13 protein-coding genes are annotated in these 18,015 nt (G+C 57.5%); 6 read left to right on the top strand and 7 right to left on the bottom strand.

Annotated elements, in window-relative coordinates; all coding sequences use genetic code 11:
• Positions 1-33: 33 nt before the first annotated feature.
• The gene (locus tag HRQ60_RS04175) at positions 34-870 is read right to left on the bottom strand and encodes a DsbA family protein (protein ID WP_172194383.1); all 837 of its coding nucleotides are present in this window, start codon (positions 868-870) and stop codon (positions 34-36) included.
• Between the two features lie 246 nt (positions 871-1,116).
• Positions 1,117-2,346, bottom strand: a complete 1,230-nt coding sequence (locus HRQ60_RS04170) for a DUF418 domain-containing protein (RefSeq protein ID WP_172194382.1) — start codon at positions 2,344-2,346, stop codon at positions 1,117-1,119.
• Between the two features lie 161 nt (positions 2,347-2,507).
• Between HRQ60_RS04170 and HRQ60_RS04165 the strand changes: the two genes are divergently transcribed.
• The 3 genes from HRQ60_RS04165 (at position 2,508) to HRQ60_RS04155 (ending at position 5,699) form a co-directional block, all read left to right on the top strand.
• The gene (locus tag HRQ60_RS04165; protein WP_172194381.1) at positions 2,508-3,224 is read left to right on the top strand and encodes a response regulator transcription factor; all 717 of its coding nucleotides are present in this window, start codon (positions 2,508-2,510) and stop codon (positions 3,222-3,224) included.
• Entirely contained in the window at positions 3,221-5,035 is a 1,815-nt protein-coding gene (locus HRQ60_RS04160; RefSeq protein WP_172194380.1) for a sensor histidine kinase, read from the top strand. Before HRQ60_RS04165 ends, HRQ60_RS04160 begins: the two co-directional genes overlap by 4 nt.
• Positions 5,036-5,225: 190 nt before the next feature.
• The gene (locus HRQ60_RS04155; RefSeq protein WP_172194379.1) at positions 5,226-5,699 is read left to right on the top strand and encodes a MarR family winged helix-turn-helix transcriptional regulator; all 474 of its coding nucleotides are present in this window, start codon (positions 5,226-5,228) and stop codon (positions 5,697-5,699) included.
• Between the two features lie 77 nt (positions 5,700-5,776).
• Here the strand turns inward: HRQ60_RS04155 and HRQ60_RS04150 are convergent, their stop codons facing one another.
• Both HRQ60_RS04150 and yicI read right to left on the bottom strand, forming a co-directional pair.
• On the bottom strand, positions 5,777-6,505 hold the full coding sequence (locus tag HRQ60_RS04150) for an MBL fold metallo-hydrolase (protein ID WP_172194378.1): 729 nt from the start codon (positions 6,503-6,505) through the stop codon (positions 5,777-5,779).
• Positions 6,506-6,815: 310 nt separating this feature from the next.
• The gene (gene yicI, locus HRQ60_RS04145) at positions 6,816-9,131 is read right to left on the bottom strand and encodes an alpha-xylosidase (protein WP_172194377.1); all 2,316 of its coding nucleotides are present in this window, start codon (positions 9,129-9,131) and stop codon (positions 6,816-6,818) included.
• Between the two features lie 251 nt (positions 9,132-9,382).
• On the opposite strand from yicI, the gene HRQ60_RS04140 reads away from it, so the two are divergent.
• Positions 9,383-10,327 (top strand): helix-turn-helix transcriptional regulator, encoded by a 945-nt coding sequence (locus HRQ60_RS04140; protein WP_172194376.1) that lies wholly within the window; start codon positions 9,383-9,385, stop codon positions 10,325-10,327.
• 40 nt (positions 10,328-10,367) lie between these two features.
• Here HRQ60_RS04140 and helD read toward each other — a convergent pair whose 3' ends face one another.
• A complete protein-coding gene (gene helD / locus HRQ60_RS04135) occupies positions 10,368-12,728 on the bottom strand; it encodes an RNA polymerase recycling motor HelD (RefSeq protein WP_172194375.1) in 2,361 nt (786 codons plus the stop codon).
• A 328-nt stretch (positions 12,729-13,056) separates the two neighbouring features.
• Positions 13,057-14,136, bottom strand: coding sequence for an aromatic acid exporter family protein (locus HRQ60_RS04130; protein WP_172194374.1), 1,080 nt, complete (start codon positions 14,134-14,136; stop codon positions 13,057-13,059).
• Between the two features lie 406 nt (positions 14,137-14,542).
• Between HRQ60_RS04130 and HRQ60_RS04125 the strand changes: the two genes are divergently transcribed.
• Both HRQ60_RS04125 and HRQ60_RS04120 read left to right on the top strand, forming a co-directional pair.
• On the top strand, positions 14,543-15,298 hold the full coding sequence (locus tag HRQ60_RS04125) for a threonine/serine exporter family protein (protein ID WP_425501621.1): 756 nt from the start codon (positions 14,543-14,545) through the stop codon (positions 15,296-15,298).
• An 18-nt stretch (positions 15,299-15,316) separates the two neighbouring features.
• Entirely contained in the window at positions 15,317-15,745 is a 429-nt protein-coding gene (locus HRQ60_RS04120) for a threonine/serine exporter family protein (protein ID WP_172194372.1), read from the top strand.
• Positions 15,746-15,827: 82 nt separating this feature from the next.
• Here the strand turns inward: HRQ60_RS04120 and HRQ60_RS04115 are convergent, their stop codons facing one another.
• Positions 15,828-18,008 carry a molybdopterin oxidoreductase family protein gene (locus tag HRQ60_RS04115; protein ID WP_172194371.1) on the bottom strand — a complete coding sequence of 727 codons (2,181 nt, stop codon included), beginning with the start codon at positions 18,006-18,008 and terminating at the stop codon, positions 15,828-15,830.
• Between the last annotated feature and the right edge of the window lie 7 nt (positions 18,009-18,015).

The raw sequence follows: 18,015 nt of genomic DNA, 5'->3' as shown, positions 1-18,015 counted from the left end.
CAAAAGGCTTCATGTACGATTAAGGAGCTGCAATCAGTCGGCTTTCGCGGTCTCGATCGCTTTTTCCACATTTTCGAGCGTTGGGTTATCCACTCTTGTACCGTTTACGAAAATCGAAGGCGTGCCGGTGATTTTGCTGTCGTCGCCGGCTTTGAGATCGGCATCGACGGCAGCTTGGTACGTTTTGTTTTTCAGGTCGGCCGTGAATTTCTCGATATCGGAGCCTTTGACGTTTTCTTTGACGAGATCGACCAACTTCTCTTCCGTTACCCAGCTTTCTTTTACTTTGTTCTCGTCCTGATTCGCATACACGGCTTTGTTATACGCCCAGAAATATTCCGGGTTCTGTGCATACAAGGCTTCCCCGCCCAGTGCCAACAGCATGGAATCGTCGGCCAGGAACGGATAATCCGCGAATTGGAACGAAGCTTCCTTGGTATCGAGGTACTTGGTCTTCAGTTCGGGCAGTACCGTTTCCGTCCAGATCTTGCAGTCGGGGCATTTGTAATCGCCAAACTCGACAATTTTGACATCCGAATCCGGATTGCCCAGCGTCGGCTGCTTCGATGCGTCGTAGCTCGTCAGAATGACCGGCTCCGCGGGAGCAGCCGTCTGATTTTCTCCGACTCTGGTCAATACATAGATCAAGACCGCCAATACGACGATCAAGCCGACAAATCCCAGGGCGATTGCGCCCAGATTACTTTTCTTGCGTTTGGTTCCCGACGTCCACTGCGAAGCGGCCGTGTTGGTGTTCTGCGTTCTTGCCTGCTGCGGTCTTCCGTTTGTCTGTCTCGGAGCGGCTCCCGTATTTCTCTGGGCCCCCTGCGGCTTGCCTTTTCTCGGTGCCGGCTTTTTGTTTTTGCTCATTCTTTTTCCCCTTATCCTCAAGTTTGCCCGCCGGTCGCACGCAGCCGAATACGGCTGCCGCCCGACAGGAACGACTGTATTTGATTATATCGAGTTTTGGCGGTCCGATTCAAGCTCGTCAGCATCTCCTGTGAAAATAATGCCTCGAATCTGCCTATACCGGCAAACTTTTCGTCCGATCGGCTGTATTCCGGCACGCCAAAAGCCCATTCCGGGAGAAATGGGCTTTGGTGTGCTTCATTATTTTTAGGATACGCGTACGCTCTCCCCGGCGGCTTCCGGGCTGCGTTTGCTTTTTCGCGGCTGCCCTTTCCAGGACAGATACGTCCAGATCCGCAGGATCTTCTCGACAGGACCCGTGCGGAATCGGGCCAGATACAGCGGACTCAGCCACAGTTGAACCGCGTAGACCGCCAGCACGATCACCGCTCCGACGAACACCCCGGCACGGCCGAACCATCCGAATCCGTATCCGTAAAAGATCGTTGTACAGAGGACCGTCTGCATCAAATAGTTCGTCAGCGACAGCCGGCCGACCGCTTCGAAATTCCGGAGGATGCTCCATTTTCGGGAAGCGGTATAAAGAAGCGCAAACGCATAGATGTATCCGAGCGACAGCACGGCTCCTCCGACCGTTTCTCCGATCCCGATCCCCGGGAGTCCGCCTCCGCCAAGCTGCGGAGCAAGAACGCCGTACATTTTGGACAGCAGGCCGACCGAAATGAACAGAATCGCCCGGCGTTTATACACCCTTCGCATCGCCTGCGGATCGTCAAACGTCCCGATTCGCGCGGCGCGCATGCCCAGAAGAAACATCGGCGCAATCAGAATCGGGGCAAAGACGCTGGCCAGAAGCAGGAACCATCCGTCTTCTTCTCCCAGCGGATCCGCATGGTTGCGGAAATCTTTGATCTCCGCATACGTCCCGCCGCCGTAAATATCCCGGCTCTGCAAAACATAGCTTTGGGTATGCGCCGACGAACCGATTGCAGCTTCGGACGGATCAACGGGCCAGGCTCCCAGTACGCCCATCACCGTCATCAGCAGAACCGCCCAGATCAGCAGCGTTTTGGGACTGCGGTTCAGGAACAGCAGCAGGAAAAAGCCGGTTATACCGTAGAACGTCAGAATATCGCCTTCCCACAAAAACGTGGCGTGCAGCATTCCGATGCCCAGCAGCAGCAGAAAACGGCGTGCCAGATGGCATTTGGGACGCAGTTCCCGCACTTTCAGACTGTCCGCCAGCTTCACCATGCCGAAGCCGAACATGTACGCGAAGATCGGCATAAAGCTGCCGACGACGACAATGAACAGGAACGAGTGAAACGCCAGGTCCGCCCCTTGAATGCCGAACAGCTGCGGTTGACTCTCTCCGAACAATCCGTATTGGAAAATAAGCATATTGGCCAGAATAATACCGGCCAGGCTGAATCCGCGCAGCCCGTCAATCAGTTGAACCCTTTTGTTTGGAATCATGTCCATCACCTCTGAACCCAGTGTAACCCGGCGCGTTGAAGAGCCGCTAAAGCCTTTCTTAACGTTTGCTTAACTCGGTGTCGAAGACGCGCAGCCGTGTTAAGATGACGGAAGCAGCAGGGCCCGGCGATGCCGGACCCAAGCAAGAAGGAGGATATCTAATGAATACGGCCAAAATCCTGATCGTGGACGACGAGAAAGCGATCGTGCAAATGATCGAAATCGTCCTGCGCAAGGAAGGCTTTGAACATATTTATACCGCGGGCACAGCCGCCGAAGGCATGGCGCTGCTGCAGGAACGCGGCGCGGATGTTATTCTGCTCGATGTCATGCTTCCCGACCGCAGCGGCTTCGAACTCGGTCCCTGGATCCGGGAACAGTCGAAAGCGCATCTGATCTACCTGACAGCGCGGACGACCGATCTCGATCGGCTGACCGGATTTGCCGTGGGCGGAGACGACTATGTAACCAAACCGTTTAATCCGCTGGAAATCGCGGCCCGGATCAAAGCCCGGCTTCGGCGGAAAACGGAAGAATCGACCGCCGCTTCCGTTCCTGCGGATCCGCGCCGGCGCTACGACTTCGGCGGCTTCGTACTCGACGAGAAAGCCGGCGAACTGCTGGTTCGCGGAGTGCCCGTTCCCTGTCCCGCGCAGGCGTATCAGCTTCTGCTGTTCCTGTGCCGCAATCCGAATATCGTCTTCTCCAAATCGCAGCTGTACGAATCGGTCTGGGGATTCGATATGAGCGATGACAACACGGTGATGGTCCATATCCGCAAGATCCGCGAGCGGATCGAACCGGACCCCGGCTCTCCCCGTTATCTGCTGACGGTTCGCGGACTCGGCTATAAGCTGACCCGGGGAAGCTTGACATGAAAAAGACGCCCAAGGTCAGACCGGGACGGATCGCCAGACGATTGGGTCTGCATTTCACGGTTCAATTCTTCATGATCTGGCTGTCGGTATTGGCTACGATCTTCGTGGCACTCTTTGTCGTGCTCTACTATACCGGCAACGAACAGCTCAAGAGCGCATCTCCTCCCGAGATGCTGGAGTCACTGTCACTTGAGACGATCATCGAAAACGGCAGTGTCGAACTGCCGGATCTGTGGCCGCAGCAGCTGCAAAAAAGAGGCTTTTGGCTGCAGATTATAGGCGCAGGCGGCCAAGCGGTCTATGCGGCGAACGTCCCGAGCGACGTACCGAAACAGTATTCCGCCGCCGAACTGCTTCGCGTGGCGGATACGCACCGATTGGGCAGATACAAGATGACCACCCTTTACGAAGAGCTTCTCGGCGAGCGGAATCTGTATCTGCTCGGACAGCGCGACCTGAATGCCGAAAAACTTGAGGAATGGTTCGGAGCGTATTCCGAGAAGGGACGGATCGCGGCATCGGCCGAAAAACGCCTGGCCGGCGAAGCCAGGCGGCTCGGCGCGGCGCTTCGGATATTCGACGGCAGCGGAACCGAAGTGCAGCGTTTCGAAACGGATCCGGACCGCGAGGTGCCAAGTGCGCTGGATCTGGTCAAAATCCGTTCGGCGCCGGGTACCGCGGATATCGGACTCGCTTATTATTATGATCCAAAATCGGGTTACACCTGGATGCTGGAGTGGCCCAAGGCCGATACGGAATCTCCGAAGCAGCCGATGTTCAACCTTGTACTTAAGGTCTCGGGCCTGGTGGGAGCCGCTATTCTGCTGCTGACGCTTGGACTGGCGGCGTGGCATGGCTATCGGTACGGCGGGCCTCTGCTGCTGTTCATGCGCGGATTCGAGCGCATGGGCCGGGGCGAGTACGAGCAGGTCTTCACCGAGAAAGAACGCCGGAAAATTTATCGCAAAAACGGACGCTTCCGCGCCCGTTACAAGCTGTACCGCGAAGTCATCGCGGGATTCTCCGATATGGCCGGCAAGCTCGCCGGTGCCCGCGACGAAAGAATTCGGCTGGAGCAATCGCGCGAAGAATGGATGACGGGAATTTCGCACGACCTTCGGACTCCTCTGACTTCGGTACAGGGCTACGGCCATCTGCTCGAGAGCGGCCAGTTCAGTTGGAGCGGGCAGGAGCTGCGGGACATGGGCGGAACGATCCGCGAAAAAAGCGCCTATATGCTGGAGCTTCTGCAGGATTTCTCGCTGACCTTCGAGCTCAAAAACCAGGTCCCGGGCGAACAGCTGGAACCGCTCGAGCTGAACGAATTCGTCCGCAGGGCCGCTCTGCGATATGTCAACGACGCTACGCTGCCCGGCTTGTCGCTCGGCTTCGAAGAAAGCGGTAGACCCGTCGAAATCCAGGCCAATGCCAAATGGTTTCAGCGGCTGCTCGACAATCTGATCTCCAATGCCATCAAACATAACCCTGCGGGAACCGAAATCATACTGGGTCTGCGCCAAGAACGCAGCGAAGCGGTCGTCACGGTACAAGACAACGGGGCCGGCATGGATAAAGAAACCCAAGCCCGACTGTTCGACCGTTATTATCGCGGAACCAACACCGATGAAGGAGCGGACGGCGCGGGCCTCGGCATGAGTATCGCTCACGCGATTGCAGCGGCGCACCAAGGAACGATCCGGGTGGAATCGGAGCCTGGCCGGGGCACGACGATTACGCTGAGTTTTCCGGTATCCCGGTCTCTGCCCGAAAACCCGGATGCTCCTCCACGTGCCGGACAAAGCGGAAGATAAAGCCCGGCAAGCAAGCATCCGGGGAGAAAAATCCGCGCGAATACGCCTGATTTTCTCTATTTTTATCGAACGAAAGGCATTTGACACCGCTTTCCGAACTTCGTATACTTGCGTGAGCACACAGCAATGAGAACAAGCAGGCCGGACCCGCGGGGGGGCGGAGACCGGCCGCGCATGAGGAGGATTAACCTTGTACCAGCCGCAGGATTCTATCGGTTTTCAACTGGGTGTGATCTATCGCAAAGTCAGCAACCGTCTGGCCGCCCGGCTTAAAGATTATGACCTGACGCCCGAACAATGGTCGGTCATGTGCTGTATCTGCTTCAAGGAAGGCATGAACCAGAAAGAAATCGCCGAACGTACGGTCAAAGACCAGCCGACCGTGACCCGGATTCTGAATGTGCTGCATCGCAAAAACCTGATCATGCGCAGCAGCGACCGGGCCGACCGCCGGGCGTACCTGATCTATCCGACCGAAAAAGGCCGCCGGGTGACGGAAGAGACCGCGGTCATCGAACGTCATCACAATGCGGCCATGATCGAAGATTTTACGCCGGAACAGCTGGAAGCATTAGCCGAAGCCTTCCGCAGAATCGAACGCAATGCGGAACGCTACGACGATACCTCGCCGCTTGAAACGGGCAACGAGTCGGATCCGTCCTAAAAACGGTTTCGAGCGTGTTCCGCTCCGGGGTCCAAACCCACATACATAACGAGCACGAACAGGAATCCAGCCGGCCTTTACTGCCGGCTTCTTTTTGATTTTTTCGCTTCGATCCGCGCCTGCCGGGCTTTTGCCGCCGTTTCGGCCCGCTCGGCTTCCTGCTCCAGATCTCCCAACTGCCCCGCGGGACGGTACACCGTGCCTCCGTGACACACCTCGAGTCGCTCGGGATCGAGTGTGCGGAGCACATTTCCGCTGCGCAGCGCAAGAGCCGGATCCGGGCTGAACCGGGCCGGCAGCAGTCTGCCGCGCTTCGCATGGAACAAGTCTCCGGCCAGCAGTACCTGATCCTGCGCATGGAAGTACACGACATGACCGGGCGAATGGCCGGGCGTGAAGAACGGCTGCAGACTGCCGATCGGATCCAACCCGTTTTTGCCTGCTGCGGCCAGCGGCTGCAGCAGGCCTTTTTGAACATGGGCGAACGGCCGGCTCTTGCCCGGATAAGCGCGATCTCCTTCCGCGTAGGCAATCTCCCGTTCATGCATATAGACCGGAACCGGATACCGCGCCAGAAGCGTCTGGAGCGAACCCACGTGATCGGAATGGCCGTGCGTCAGCACGATCCGTTTCAAGGGGCCCGCCTCCATGCGTTCGATCTCTTTCAGAATAGACCCTGCCATCCATTTCAGGCCCGTATCGACCAGTGTGACTCCGCCCTGTTCCGCCACGATCCAGACATGGATCGGCAGGCCTACCCAGACGCCTACGCTTCGTATATGTTCCGAAACCGCTTTGACTCCCATATCGAGATTGCTCCATTCTGCCTTTAAGGCCGGGTTGATTCGTTTTCCGCAGCCAAAAGCCGCCTCTTGACCATAAGAGGCGGCTTTCCGGCTGTCAAGCGGCCCTACAGCAGCTTCCGCTTTTCTTCAAGCGTTAACCGGGCGACCCGGTCCTTCACACGCTCTTTCACAGACTGTAGATGATCCGGATATAAAGGCGGCGTTTTTTTGCCTCTTCGAAATAAAACGCTCTCAGGATCGAATAAGCCAAACGGGGTAAAGCTTCTCCCCGATTCGGAAAGAAGCTTTACCCCTATGCTTGAATTGGCACTTACAGTTTAACCGTTACGCTGCCGCCGGAAGGCGTCAGCAGAAGACCCTGCTCGCCCGCTTCATGCGAAGCGCCGTCCACGCCGGACACTTCGGAAATGCCGCGCAGGACGAGCTTGACGTTTGTGCCGCCCGAAATGCTGATCTTGATCTCATTGCCGCTGCGTACGGCCGAGGCTTCGACAACCGTCTTCGCGTCGAGACCGATAATGTTCGCGGAAGCCGTTTGGCCAGGAGCCAGGTCGAACAGATGCAGCGTCACGCCGTCGGCGTAGTCGTAATCCGGCTTGCCGTCCTGGCTGCCGACAGCCAGCAGCGTGCCTTCTCTGACAAAGACCGGCAGGCTCATGAAGTCGTAGTTTTCGCTGTACCAGCGTCCGCCCTGCTTCGTCTGGCCGTCCAGCAGGCCTGTCCATTTGCCCGCAGGCAGATAGTAGGTCACGTCGCCCTGCTCGTTGAAGATCGGAGCCACGAGGATCGAATCGCCGAACATGTACTGGAGGTCCAGCGGTCCGCAGGTCGGATCTTCCGGGAACTCCAGGAACATCGGACGCATCATCGGAATGCCGCGTTCCGCCGATGCCGCGGCCTGGTTGAACAGGTAAGGCATAAGCGAGTTTTTGAGCTTCGTGAACTTGCGCAGCACGTCGACCGCTTCGTCGTCGAACAGCCAAGGTACGCGGTACGAGTCGCTGCCGTGCAGACGGCTGTGCGAAGACAGCAGGCCGAACTGTACCCAGCGTTTGTACACGTCGGCCGGAGCCGTCTGCTCGAAGCCGGAGATATCGTGCGACCAGAAGCTGAAGCCGGATACGCCGAGCGACAATCCGCCGCGCAGGCTTTCCGCCATCGACTCGTACGTCGACGAGCAGTCGCCGCCCCAGTGAACCGGGAACTGTTGGCCGCCTACGGTAGCGGAACGGGCGAACAGTGCCGCTTCGTTTTTGCCGAGTTTGTTCTCCAGCACTTCGAAGACCGCTTTGTTGTATTGGAATGTGTAGTAGTTGTGCATTTTGACCGGATCGGAGCCGTCGAAGTAGACGACGTCTTCCACCGGAATTCTTTCGCCGAAGTCGGTCTTGAAGCAGTCTACCCCTTGATCGACCAGTTCTTCGAGCTTGCTTTGGTACCATTTCACCGCGGCCGGGTTCGTGAAGTCCACGATGCCCATGCCCGCCTGCCACATGTCCCACTGCCAGACGCTGCCGTCTTTGCGCTTGAGCAGGTAGCCGTTCTCCATGCCTTCTTCGAACAGGACGGATTTCTCCGCGATGTACGGGTTGATCCAGACGCAGATCTTCAGTCCTTTGTCTTTGAGGCGCTTGAGCAGACCCGCAGGGTCCGGGAAGACGTCTTTGTCCCATTCGAAGTCCGTCCACTGGTATTCTTTCATCCAGAAGCAGTCGAAGTGGAACACGGACAGCGGCAGATCGCGTTCGCTCATGCCATCAACGAAGTGATTGACCGTTTCTTCGTCGTAGTTCGTCGTGAACGAAGTCGTCAGCCACAAACCGAACGTCCAGGCCGGCGGAAGCGCCGGTTTGCCGGTCAGCTTCGTGAAGTTGTCGAGCACGTCTTTCGGATTTTCGCCGCCGATGATGAAGTATTCCAGCGTTTCGCCTTCTACGCTGAACTGCACTTTCGACACGTTTTCCGAAGCCACTTCGAACGAGACTTTTTCCGGATGGTTGACGAATACGCCGTAGCCTTTGTTCGAGATATAGAACGGAATGTTCTTGTAGGACTGCTCGCTGCTTGTGCCGCCGTCTTCGTTCCAGATATCGACCGTTTGGCCGTTTTTCACGAACGGGGTGAAGCGCTCGCCCAGACCGTATACGTATTCGCCCATGCCCAGATCGAGCTGCTCGCGGAAGTAGGTTTTGCCTTGCGCCTTGTTCTCGATATGCGCCGCACGGCGGAACGCGCTGCCGGTCAGGCGGCGGCTGCCGTAATGGAACTCGCTGGCGAAGCCCGTATTGCGGTTGATGCTGACTTTGAGCTCGCCGCTTTGCAGCGCAAGCAGCTCGTCGTTATTGGTAATCTGCACGTTCGTCTCCGAGCCGTACAGTTCGAATTCGGGAGTCTGTTTCACGCCGCCGGCGTGACGGTTCAAGCGAACGCGGATGACGTTCGGCATCGGCGAGCTGTACGTCGCTTTGAGCAGCGTCGCGTTCAGCGTGTCGCCCCGTTTTTCCACTTTTTTCGTTGCCGCATAGACCGTGAAGGAATCGTCCTTCTGTACCACGTCGCGGATGTCGACCGGATTCTGCAGGTTGTATCCGTCGCGGACCATCCAATATCCATCGGTAAATTTCATGCGTATAAAGCCCCCTTGAAATTGTCGAATGCCCTCGGCGCCGTTGTGTGATCGCCGTGACTACAGGTATAATGATATTGATCTTTAAGTGAATTTTCTTCCGTTATTTTGATCTAAAGTATCGTTATTTTGATATTTCTGTATCTCTCCCGTCTCTTAATGACCACAATTTGGAAACGATTTCATATTTAGCGGCGTTCGGTACGTTTTCCGCCGCGCATCCCACCGTTCGATCGAAGGAGGCCTTCTCTATGGAACGCGCTTTGCTCAAAGAAGAACGCATACACGGCAATCCCATGTACCCCGTCAGCGTTTACGTTATGGAAGACCTGGATTACACGACGATTATGGATTCCCACTGGCACGAAGAAATGGAGTTTACGATCGTTACCCGAGGAACGATCCGGTTCCAGATCGGCACGGAATATTACGAAGTGTCGCAGGGCGAAGCAATGTTCGTGCACGGCGGCGAGCTGCATGCGGGCCACCGGATCGGCGACGAACCGTGCGCGTTCTCGGCAGTCGTGTTCGACGGGGATTTTCTGTCCAGCCGGGGTTACGACGCGCTGCAGGAACGGTTTATCGAACCTCTGCTGCAAAAAAAATCGCTCCCGCCTTCGCATCTGACCGGACGCGAAGACTGGGAGCGCGATATTCTGGGATTGATTGCGGCGATCATCTCGGACAACGAACGTTCCGTTCCCGCTTACCAGCTGATGACCAAAGCCCGGCTGTGCCAGATTTTTGCGCTGCTTCAGGGGCATATGCGCGAGAATATTCCGGCGGCTTCCGGCGGTGACGGCGAGAAGATCCAGCGGCTCAAACGGGTTCTCGGTTATATGCATCAGCATTATCCCTCCCCGATCAAGCTCAGCGATCTGGCGGGTCTGCTGAATATGAGCGAAGGACACTTCTGCCGCTTTTTCAAAAGCATGGTCCATAAAAGCCCGGTCGATTATCTCAACCGCTACCGGACCCAGCAGGCCTGCCGGCTGCTCGAGACGAGCGGACACAAGATCGTGGAGATTGCCATGGAAGTCGGCTTCGACAGTCTGAGCTATTTCATTTCGGTGTTCAAGCAGCACCAGGGCTGCACGCCTTCGCAGTACCGCAAACGCCTCAAAGCGGCCGCCGAGGCTTCCCATTCTCCGACGTTTGCCCGGATTGAACCGGCGGTCGGCGGCAGTGAAACATAATCGCCTGCTGCCGTAAAGAAATTCTGCTGCCCCGGCCGCTTTACCGAACGTCGTACAGCTTCGCGTCCACGCCGGTTACGAACGGACTCGCTTCTCCCGCCGCGTACAAATGCAGCACATGCATGGCCCGCGTGCAGGACGTATAGAACAGCTTGCGTTCCGATTCGCGCGAATAGCTGTCCGCCGATGCGTTGTACAGCAGCGCGGCATCGAACTCGACGCCTTTGGCGAGATAGGCCGGCACGATAACCGTTCCTTTCTCGAACGCCGGTGTGTTCTTGGTAATCAGGCGCGTATCCAGACGGCTCTTCAACCGCTTATGCAGCTCGCCGCATTCGCTCTGCGTCTTGCAGATGATCGCGATATAATCGAGTCCGCGTTCGCGCAGATCCTGAATGTCCGCGACCAGCGCGTCTTCCATGAGGTTCTCTTCCGAGGCAGCGAATCGGCGCAGGACCGGTTTGTCCCCGCTGCGGGTGAACGGCAGAATTTCTTCGCCTTCCGGCAGCATCGCTTTGGTGAACTCGGTGATCTCGCGGGTCGAACGGTAGCTGCGGGTCAGGCGCAGGACCATGCTCTCTTCGCGCCCGTACAGATTCAGCAGCGGATCGTAATCGTCCAGCGCCGAGTCATGCCCGTAGATCGCCTGGTTGAGATCGCCGAGCGCCGTCATCCGGGCGCGCGGAAACAACCGCTTGAGGAATTCGAGCTGGAACGGCGTGTAATCCTGCACTTCGTCGACGATGACGTGCCGGATCGCCGTGTTGGTGATAAATCCCTGCAGCAGCTCCCGCAGCAGCAGAAGCGGCGTAGCGTCTTCGAACATCAGCTCCGACTTGGCGAGCCGGTCGAGCGTCTGCCGCGAGAATTCGTGCCACATGGCCGGCAGCGGACGACCGCCCGACAGCGTCATAAACAGAATCTCGTCTTTGTACAGCCGGCGGTACATGCCTTTGACATCGACGAATCTCTGGCGCTTGATCCATTTGCGGACCGGCTTCAGCCAATCGTTGACAATCATGCGTGCGGCCGCTTCGCGCTGTTGATCGAAATCGTCGAACGTGTCGGCCGCTCCTTTTTGCTTGCGGCGCATAAGGTTATAAGCCCGGTGCAGGGCGCTTGAGTCGAGCAGCTGGATTTGTTCGTCCACCCATTCCTCGTCCCGCTGGCTTTTGCCGTATTCGCTTACTTCCTTCAGCAGCCACTTGCCCATCTGTTCGATGCGGCTCGGAATTTTGATCGTCGGATCAAAAGCGTAGAATCGGCGCCGCATCGCTTCGGCCGACACAATCTCGTGCCCTTGGAAGCGGATCGGACGGAACATCATGCCCTGCTCCGACAAATACTCGCGGTAGGCGCGGATCACCTGCAGATAATCCAGCGACGACTTGTAGCGGATACCGGCCAGTCTCGCTTCATATTCCCCGTCTTCCTCCGCGTCGCCTCCGAGCAGATATTCCAGCTGGTCGAACGCGTCTTCGAGTTCGAATTCACGGCCGATTCGACGCTCAAGGTAGGCTTGAAACGTCGTTTGAAGCATGTTTTCCTCGCCCAGTTCCGGCAGAACCGTCGAGACGTAGCTGTTGAACAGCGAGTTGGGCGAGAAAAGCACCAACTGGTCCGCGCTCAGCGTATCGCGGTACCGGTACAGCAGATAAGCTACACGCTGGAGCGCCGCCGAGGTCTTGCCGCTGCCCGCGGCGCCCTGCACGACCAGCAGGCGGCTCTGCTCGTTGCGGATAATCGCATTTTGCTCCCGCTGAATCGTCGAGACGATACTTTTCATCCGGTCGTCGGCACTTTGGCTGAGCACTTCCTGCAGCAGTTCGTCGCCGATCGTCATCCCCGTATCGAACATGACCCGGATCTTCGCGTCGCGAATGACATACTGGCGCTTGAGTTCCATCTCGCCTTCCACATGGCCTCCCGGCGTCCGGTACGATACGCCGCCCGGGGCGCCGTCGTAATACAGACTCGAGATCGGCGCGCGCCAATCGTAAATCAGGAAATCCTGCTCGTTGTCGTCCAGCAGCGAAGAAATGCCGAGATAGATCCGCTCGGACGCCGCATCCGATTCTTCCCGAAAATCGATCCGCCCGAAATAGGGCGAATTCTTGAGCCGGCGCAGCTTGCCAAGCTGCGAATAGGCGCGCTTGTGACCGAACTCGCGCTCGGCCAGTACCTGCGACTGCTGGCGCATACTGGTCGACGTCTCGCCCAGATCGTCCGGCTCGGCAAAGTTCATCGTGACTTCGTCCCAGAACTCTTTGCGCAGTCCGACGACATCTCCGCGCATTTCCCCGACCTGCGCTTCCAGCCCGCGAATCCGGCGGACGACTTTGCCCGTGACGTCATCGACGCGCTCCTGCTCCTGCTTCCATTCCATATCGGTCATATCCATAGGTTCATCCCCTTTTCGACGATTGACATTCATCTAAATTTATGTTATGATTTCTCGTTAAGTATTTTTGAAAATACATTCACAGACAGACTATCATTGTACGCCTGCAGCCCGGGGAAATCAACTTTCAGCCGGCTTCGCAAGGTGTTTTTTTATGCCCATTTTAACCGATTATTCTGTCCGCCGCAGCTTTGGAATCGGAAGTCATATAAAAAGGGAAGGAGCGCCGGACATCCGGTCTTCCTTCCCTTTTTGCAGCCGTCCGTACGGATCGCGTCTTCCCTTATTACCCTTGGACTTTTTGCGTAAACGAGTTTCCTCAAATGGTTTACGATTTGGAGCTGCGCCAATTCTTCGGATTCAGCCGCTGGGGCCACGACTTCTTGTCGATTCTTCCGCTGTCGCCGTAATGCTCGACCAGACGGTTCAACCGCTCCAGCTGATAGCCATACGCATGGATTTCCGCGGCGACAATCGTCAGACGCATCGTGCTGCCTTCCTGCTGCTGCAGATACTCTTTCATGGCGGCGGCGAAACGCTCGTTCTCTTCTTCGAGGTTCCGCCACGGCTGATCGTCGGGCTTGAGCTTACCTTCGAACTTCAGCAGGACATGTTCGTGATATTTGATCATATACTCCAACTGCTCGTCGAACAGCTGATCCAACCGGAACGTCCGGGCCGCGGGAAAATAATGCTCTTCCACCGCCTGCACGACCTCGCTGCCTTTGTCCAAAGTACGCAGCATCTGTTTGTAGACGACCAGATGCCGGCTCTCCGTGTAGGAAGGACGTTTGCGCTTGTGCTGATCTTCTTCGAGCAGATTGTATTTTTCCGTCAGCGACTGGATGGAACCTTCGAGCGCTTTCTGTTCGTCGCGGAACACGCTTTCCTTGATTTCGTCCGATACGGCGGTGCGCATCAGCAGCGAAAGCTGGTTGAACGTCGATTGGATCTGTCCGATAAACTGTTCTTTGGGTTTGGGAGGCAGCACCAGCACGTTGACAATAAACGCGGCAAAAATCCCGATCACGCTGATCAAGAAACGATTCAAGGCAAAGTCCCACTGGCCCGAAGCTTCCATGACCGCGATAACGGTAACAAGCGTCAGTCCGATCGTGTCGGCACGCTTCATCTTCAAACAGATCATGATCACGACGATACAGGTCAACCCGACGGCAATCGGTTCGCTGGACAGCAGCCGGCCGGCCGTCACCGCAATAACGGCACCCAGGGTATTCGTGAGCAGCTGATCGAGAAAATACGTCCATGATTTGTAAATGGTAGGCTGCATGGCAAAAATGGCCGCAATCGCCGCAATAACGGGCGGCGTCAGGTTAAGCAGCATAGTCAGGTATAAAGCCAGGGTGACCGCGATCCCCGTTTTCAGCATGCGTGCGCCGAAATTCACGCCGATTCCTCCTTTGTTCGCCTGCTTCGAACCTGCGGATGCCGGGCATCCGCCTCGCTCGTTCCGGCAGGTCCGGATCAGTTCCGATTCGCTCCATTCCCCATATTACCCGCTTCATCCCCCACTCTACACACCGGTTCCGAGGAGGGTACCCAAGACGTCGGGAGGAAGCTGCCGGGCAGGTCCGATTCCCTAGTATAACCGTTCTGCCGGTATCCATGCAAAGCCCGGGCACAAAAAAAGGGACCGCAGCGCCTTACGGCGTCTGCGGTCCAAAGTATCTATTACAAAGGGGGGTTGTAATTAAAGTTTACCCACGAAAGCTTAAGACAAGCTGAAAAACAGATTTCAGTTATGTTACAATGAGTTGCCATGAATGAATGAACGAGCGAAGGAGAAGTCCGCGGTGAGCCAAAAAACATCCATTTACGAAACGATTGAGCTGTGCCTGCTGGCCGGAAAAATCATGCTGCAAAACGGCGCGGAAACGTACCGGGTGGAAGATACGATGGTTCGGATCGCCACGGCTTTCGGCTTGACGGAAAGTCACAGCTATGTCACGCCGACCGTTCTGATCTTCTCGACAAGCGGCGAGCAGCCCGCGAAGCTGATCCGGATCGAGGAACGGACGACCGATCTGCACAAGATCGCCGAAGTCAATGCCATTTCGCGCCAGATCGCTTCCGGCGAACTGTCCGCCCACGAAGCCAAAGCGCTGCTGCTGCAGACGGAGTCCGCGCCTTTGAATTATACGCTGCCGATCCAGATTCTGGCCGCTTCCCTGACCAGCGCCTGCTTCCTGATTATGTTCGGAGGCAGCTGGCCCGATTTCCCGGCCGCTTTTATTGCCGGCGGTGCCGGCTTCGCCGCTTCGGTCTGGCTGCACCGGGTCGTTCAGGTCAGATTTTTCGCCGAATTTTCGGCCGCGCTGCTTGTCGGCCTGTTGGCTCTGCTCTTTATCTGGGGCGGCTTCGGATACGAGTTCGACCGGATTGCGGTCGGTTCGGTCATGCCGCTCGTACCGGGCCTGCTGATTACGAATGCGATCCGCGATCTGATGGCCGGCCACCTGGTATCCGGCATTTCCAAAGGCGCCGATGCCTGCCTGACCGCGTTTGCGATCGGAGCCGGTATCGCCGTGGCGCTTATCTTTTTCCATTAGAGTAGGAGGAGAACCTCGATGTGGGCCCATTTTCTGACCAGTTTTTTCGCTGCGGCTTCTTTTGTCATCTTGTTTAACGCTCCCCGAAAATCGCTGCCGCTGTGCGGACTTGTCGGCATGCTGGGCTGGGTGCTCTATGTGTCGATCCGCGGCGAAATCGGCGAGGCACCGGCAACCCTTGCCGCTTCGCTGCTGGTCGGCATCCTCTGCCAGCTGTTCGCCAAAATCTACCGGACGCCGGTGATTATTTTTAGCGTTGCGGGCATCATTCCTCTTGTCCCCGGCGGCATGGCCTACAATGCCATGCGCCGCTTCGTGGAGAACCGGTACGACGAAGCTCTTCAGATCGGCGCGCAGACGCTGATGATCGCAGGTGCGATCGCCGCGGGACTCGTGCTGTCCGAAGTTCTGAATCAGATGCTGCGCCGCCGGGAAACGGCCGCCTGAACCCTTAAACGTCCCTACCCAGCGGCGGCGCCCTGCCCCAACCGGCAGGAACGGCGCCGCTTTTTGTCTATTCTCTGATCGCTCAACCCTGCGGGCTCCGCACCAGCGATCCGCCCAGGCGGACAGCTTCTACCGGAGCGGCGGCGCAGGAAGTCACGCGAACCGGCGTTGTTTTGAATCCGGGCATCTTGCAGTGGGGATCGAGGCGGGGCAGGGTCGCCCGATTGACATTCTGCACGCCGCCCCAGTGCATCGGAGCAAATACGGTATCTTCCCGAATCTTGGACGTAAGGCGACTTCGCGCATAGAAAGTACCGGCCTCGGATTCGATCCGTACCCATTCCCCTTCGCGTACTCCGATTCGTCCGGCGGCAGAAGGGTGAATCTCGAGAAAAGCGGCTGCTTCCCGCGCTTCGAGCACGGGGCTGCGGTGAGTCTGTACGCCTGTCAGGTAGTGCGACAGCACACGCCCGTTGGTCAAAATCAGCGGATAGGCGGGCGAGACCGCTTTGGTATCCGATACCGTCTGCGGCGGCGAAGAAAAGACGGCCCGGCCGTCTTCATGGGCGAAGCCTTGTTCAAACATCAGCCCGCCGCTTCCGCCTTGTTCGCCGCAGGGCCAATAGACGCCTTCTTCTTGGCGCAGACGCTCATACGTAATGCCGTAATAATCGGCGAGCCCTCCCCGGCTGGCCAACCGCAGCTCGTCGAATATGGCTTCGGCGGATAGAAAATGGAATCCGTCCGCGCACCCGAGTCTCTGCGCGGCTTCACACAGGATCATCCAATCGTGGCGCGCTTCGCCGATCGCGGGACGAACGGCTTCCCGCAGCAGGACACGGCCTTCCAGATTGGTCAGCGTGCCTTCGTTCTCCAGATACGACGTGACGGGCAGCACGATATCCGCCAGCAGAGCCGTCTCGGACAGAAACAGGTCTGCTACGATCAGCCCGTCCAGCTTCGCCAACCCTTCTTCCACGAGAGCGATATTGGGATTGGATACCAAGGGATTCGAGCCCATCACCAGCAGCGTCCGGATTTCTTCCCGGTGAATCCGCTCCATCATTTCGTAAGCCGATACGCCGGCTCCGGGAATTCGTTCGGGTTCCACCCCCCAGACCGAAGCAATATAAGCCCGGTCGGCCGTATTCGTAATGGAACGGTATCCCGGCAGCTGGTCCGCTTTTTGCCCATGCTCGCGTCCGCCCTGCCCGTTACCCTGCCCGGTGATAGCGCCATATCCGCAGCCTTCCCGCCCGATCTTGCCTGTAGCGAGAACCAGATTCAGGAATTCCCGCACGGCCAGATGACCGTCCGTCTGCTGTTCGACGCCCCGGGCCGTCAAGATCATTCCGGTAGGAGCCCGGCCGTACAGCCTCGCCGCCTGCCGGATCGACTCTTCGTCCACTCCGCAGAATGCCGCCGTCTGCGCAAGCGGCATCTGGCCGAACGTCCGCTGCTTCAGTTCTTCGAACCCCCGGGTACGGCTGTCGATAAACGTCTCGTCGACCAGGCCTTCTTCGATCAGCACCTGCAGCATCCCCGCCGCAAGCGCCGCATCCGTGCCCGGCCGGACCGCAAGGTGCAGATCCGAAGCGGCTGCCGTGGAAGTCGCACGGGGATCGATGACGATGATCGAAGCGCCGTTCTCGCGGGCCCGGTTGAAATAAGGCATAAGCGTCGGCTGGCATTCCGCCAGATTGGTTCCCGCCAGAATGATACAGGACGCCTGCGGAATATCCGACAATCGAAAAGTCAGTCCACGGTCAAGGCCAAATGTCTTGCTGCCGGCGGAAGCGGCGGCAGACATACAGAATCGGCCGTTATAGTCGATATACTTCGTTCCCAGAGCCAGCCGGGCGAACTTGCCGAGCAAATAAGCCGTCTCATTCGTCAAAGAACCTCCGCCGTATACGCCAACCGAATCCGGACCGTACTGTTCGGCCGAATCCGCAAACAGCTTTACCGCCGCTTCCATCGCTTCCGCCCAAGATGTCCGAACCAATCGGCCTTCGCGCCGAATCATCGGATATCGAAGACGCTCCCGGCTTACCGCATGCTGATGCGCCTGCTGGCCTTTGACGCACAAACGGCCTTCGGAAGCGGCATTGTCGTCTCCCCGCGCGCGCAGCGCCGCTCCTCCTTCCGGCGTCGGTGCGTCTTCAAGTTTGATCTTGCACTGTACGCTGCAAAACGGACATTGGGTCTGTCCGGCAGCAAACGCTCTGCCGTCGGCCTCTGTTTCGGTTAATGGACTGGACATAAGCTTC

This window comes from Saccharibacillus qingshengii (assembly GCF_013185195.1).
GTDB classification, from domain to species: domain Bacteria; phylum Bacillota; class Bacilli; order Paenibacillales; family Paenibacillaceae; genus Saccharibacillus; species Saccharibacillus qingshengii.
The sequence above is the reverse complement of the archived record's forward strand: the minus strand, read 5'-3'. Positions and strand labels throughout refer to the sequence as shown.

Bases quoted from the DNA above. Each gene is read 5' to 3' on its own strand.
- HRQ60_RS04170 (WP_172194382.1), bottom strand. From the start codon at position 2,346: ATGATTCCAAACAAAAGGGTTCAACTGATTGACGGGCTGCGCGGATTC.
- HRQ60_RS04150 (WP_172194378.1), bottom strand. From the start codon at position 6,505: ATGGGAGTCAAAGCGGTTTCGGAACATATACGAAGCGTAGGCGTCTGG.
- HRQ60_RS04140 (WP_172194376.1), top strand. From the start codon at position 9,383: ATGGAACGCGCTTTGCTCAAAGAAGAACGCATACACGGCAATCCCATG.
- HRQ60_RS04115 (WP_172194371.1), bottom strand. From the start codon at position 18,008: ATGTCCAGTCCATTAACCGAAACAGAGGCCGACGGCAGAGCGTTTGCT.
- HRQ60_RS04160 (WP_172194380.1), top strand. From the start codon at position 3,221: ATGAAAAAGACGCCCAAGGTCAGACCGGGACGGATCGCCAGACGATTG.
- helD (WP_172194375.1), bottom strand. From the start codon at position 12,728: ATGGATATGACCGATATGGAATGGAAGCAGGAGCAGGAGCGCGTCGAT.
- HRQ60_RS04120 (WP_172194372.1), top strand. From the start codon at position 15,317: ATGTGGGCCCATTTTCTGACCAGTTTTTTCGCTGCGGCTTCTTTTGTC.
- yicI (WP_172194377.1), bottom strand. From the start codon at position 9,131: ATGAAATTTACCGATGGATATTGGATGGTCCGCGACGGATACAACCTG.
- HRQ60_RS04175 (WP_172194383.1), bottom strand. From the start codon at position 870: ATGAGCAAAAACAAAAAGCCGGCACCGAGAAAAGGCAAGCCGCAGGGG.
- HRQ60_RS04165 (WP_172194381.1), top strand. From the start codon at position 2,508: ATGAATACGGCCAAAATCCTGATCGTGGACGACGAGAAAGCGATCGTG.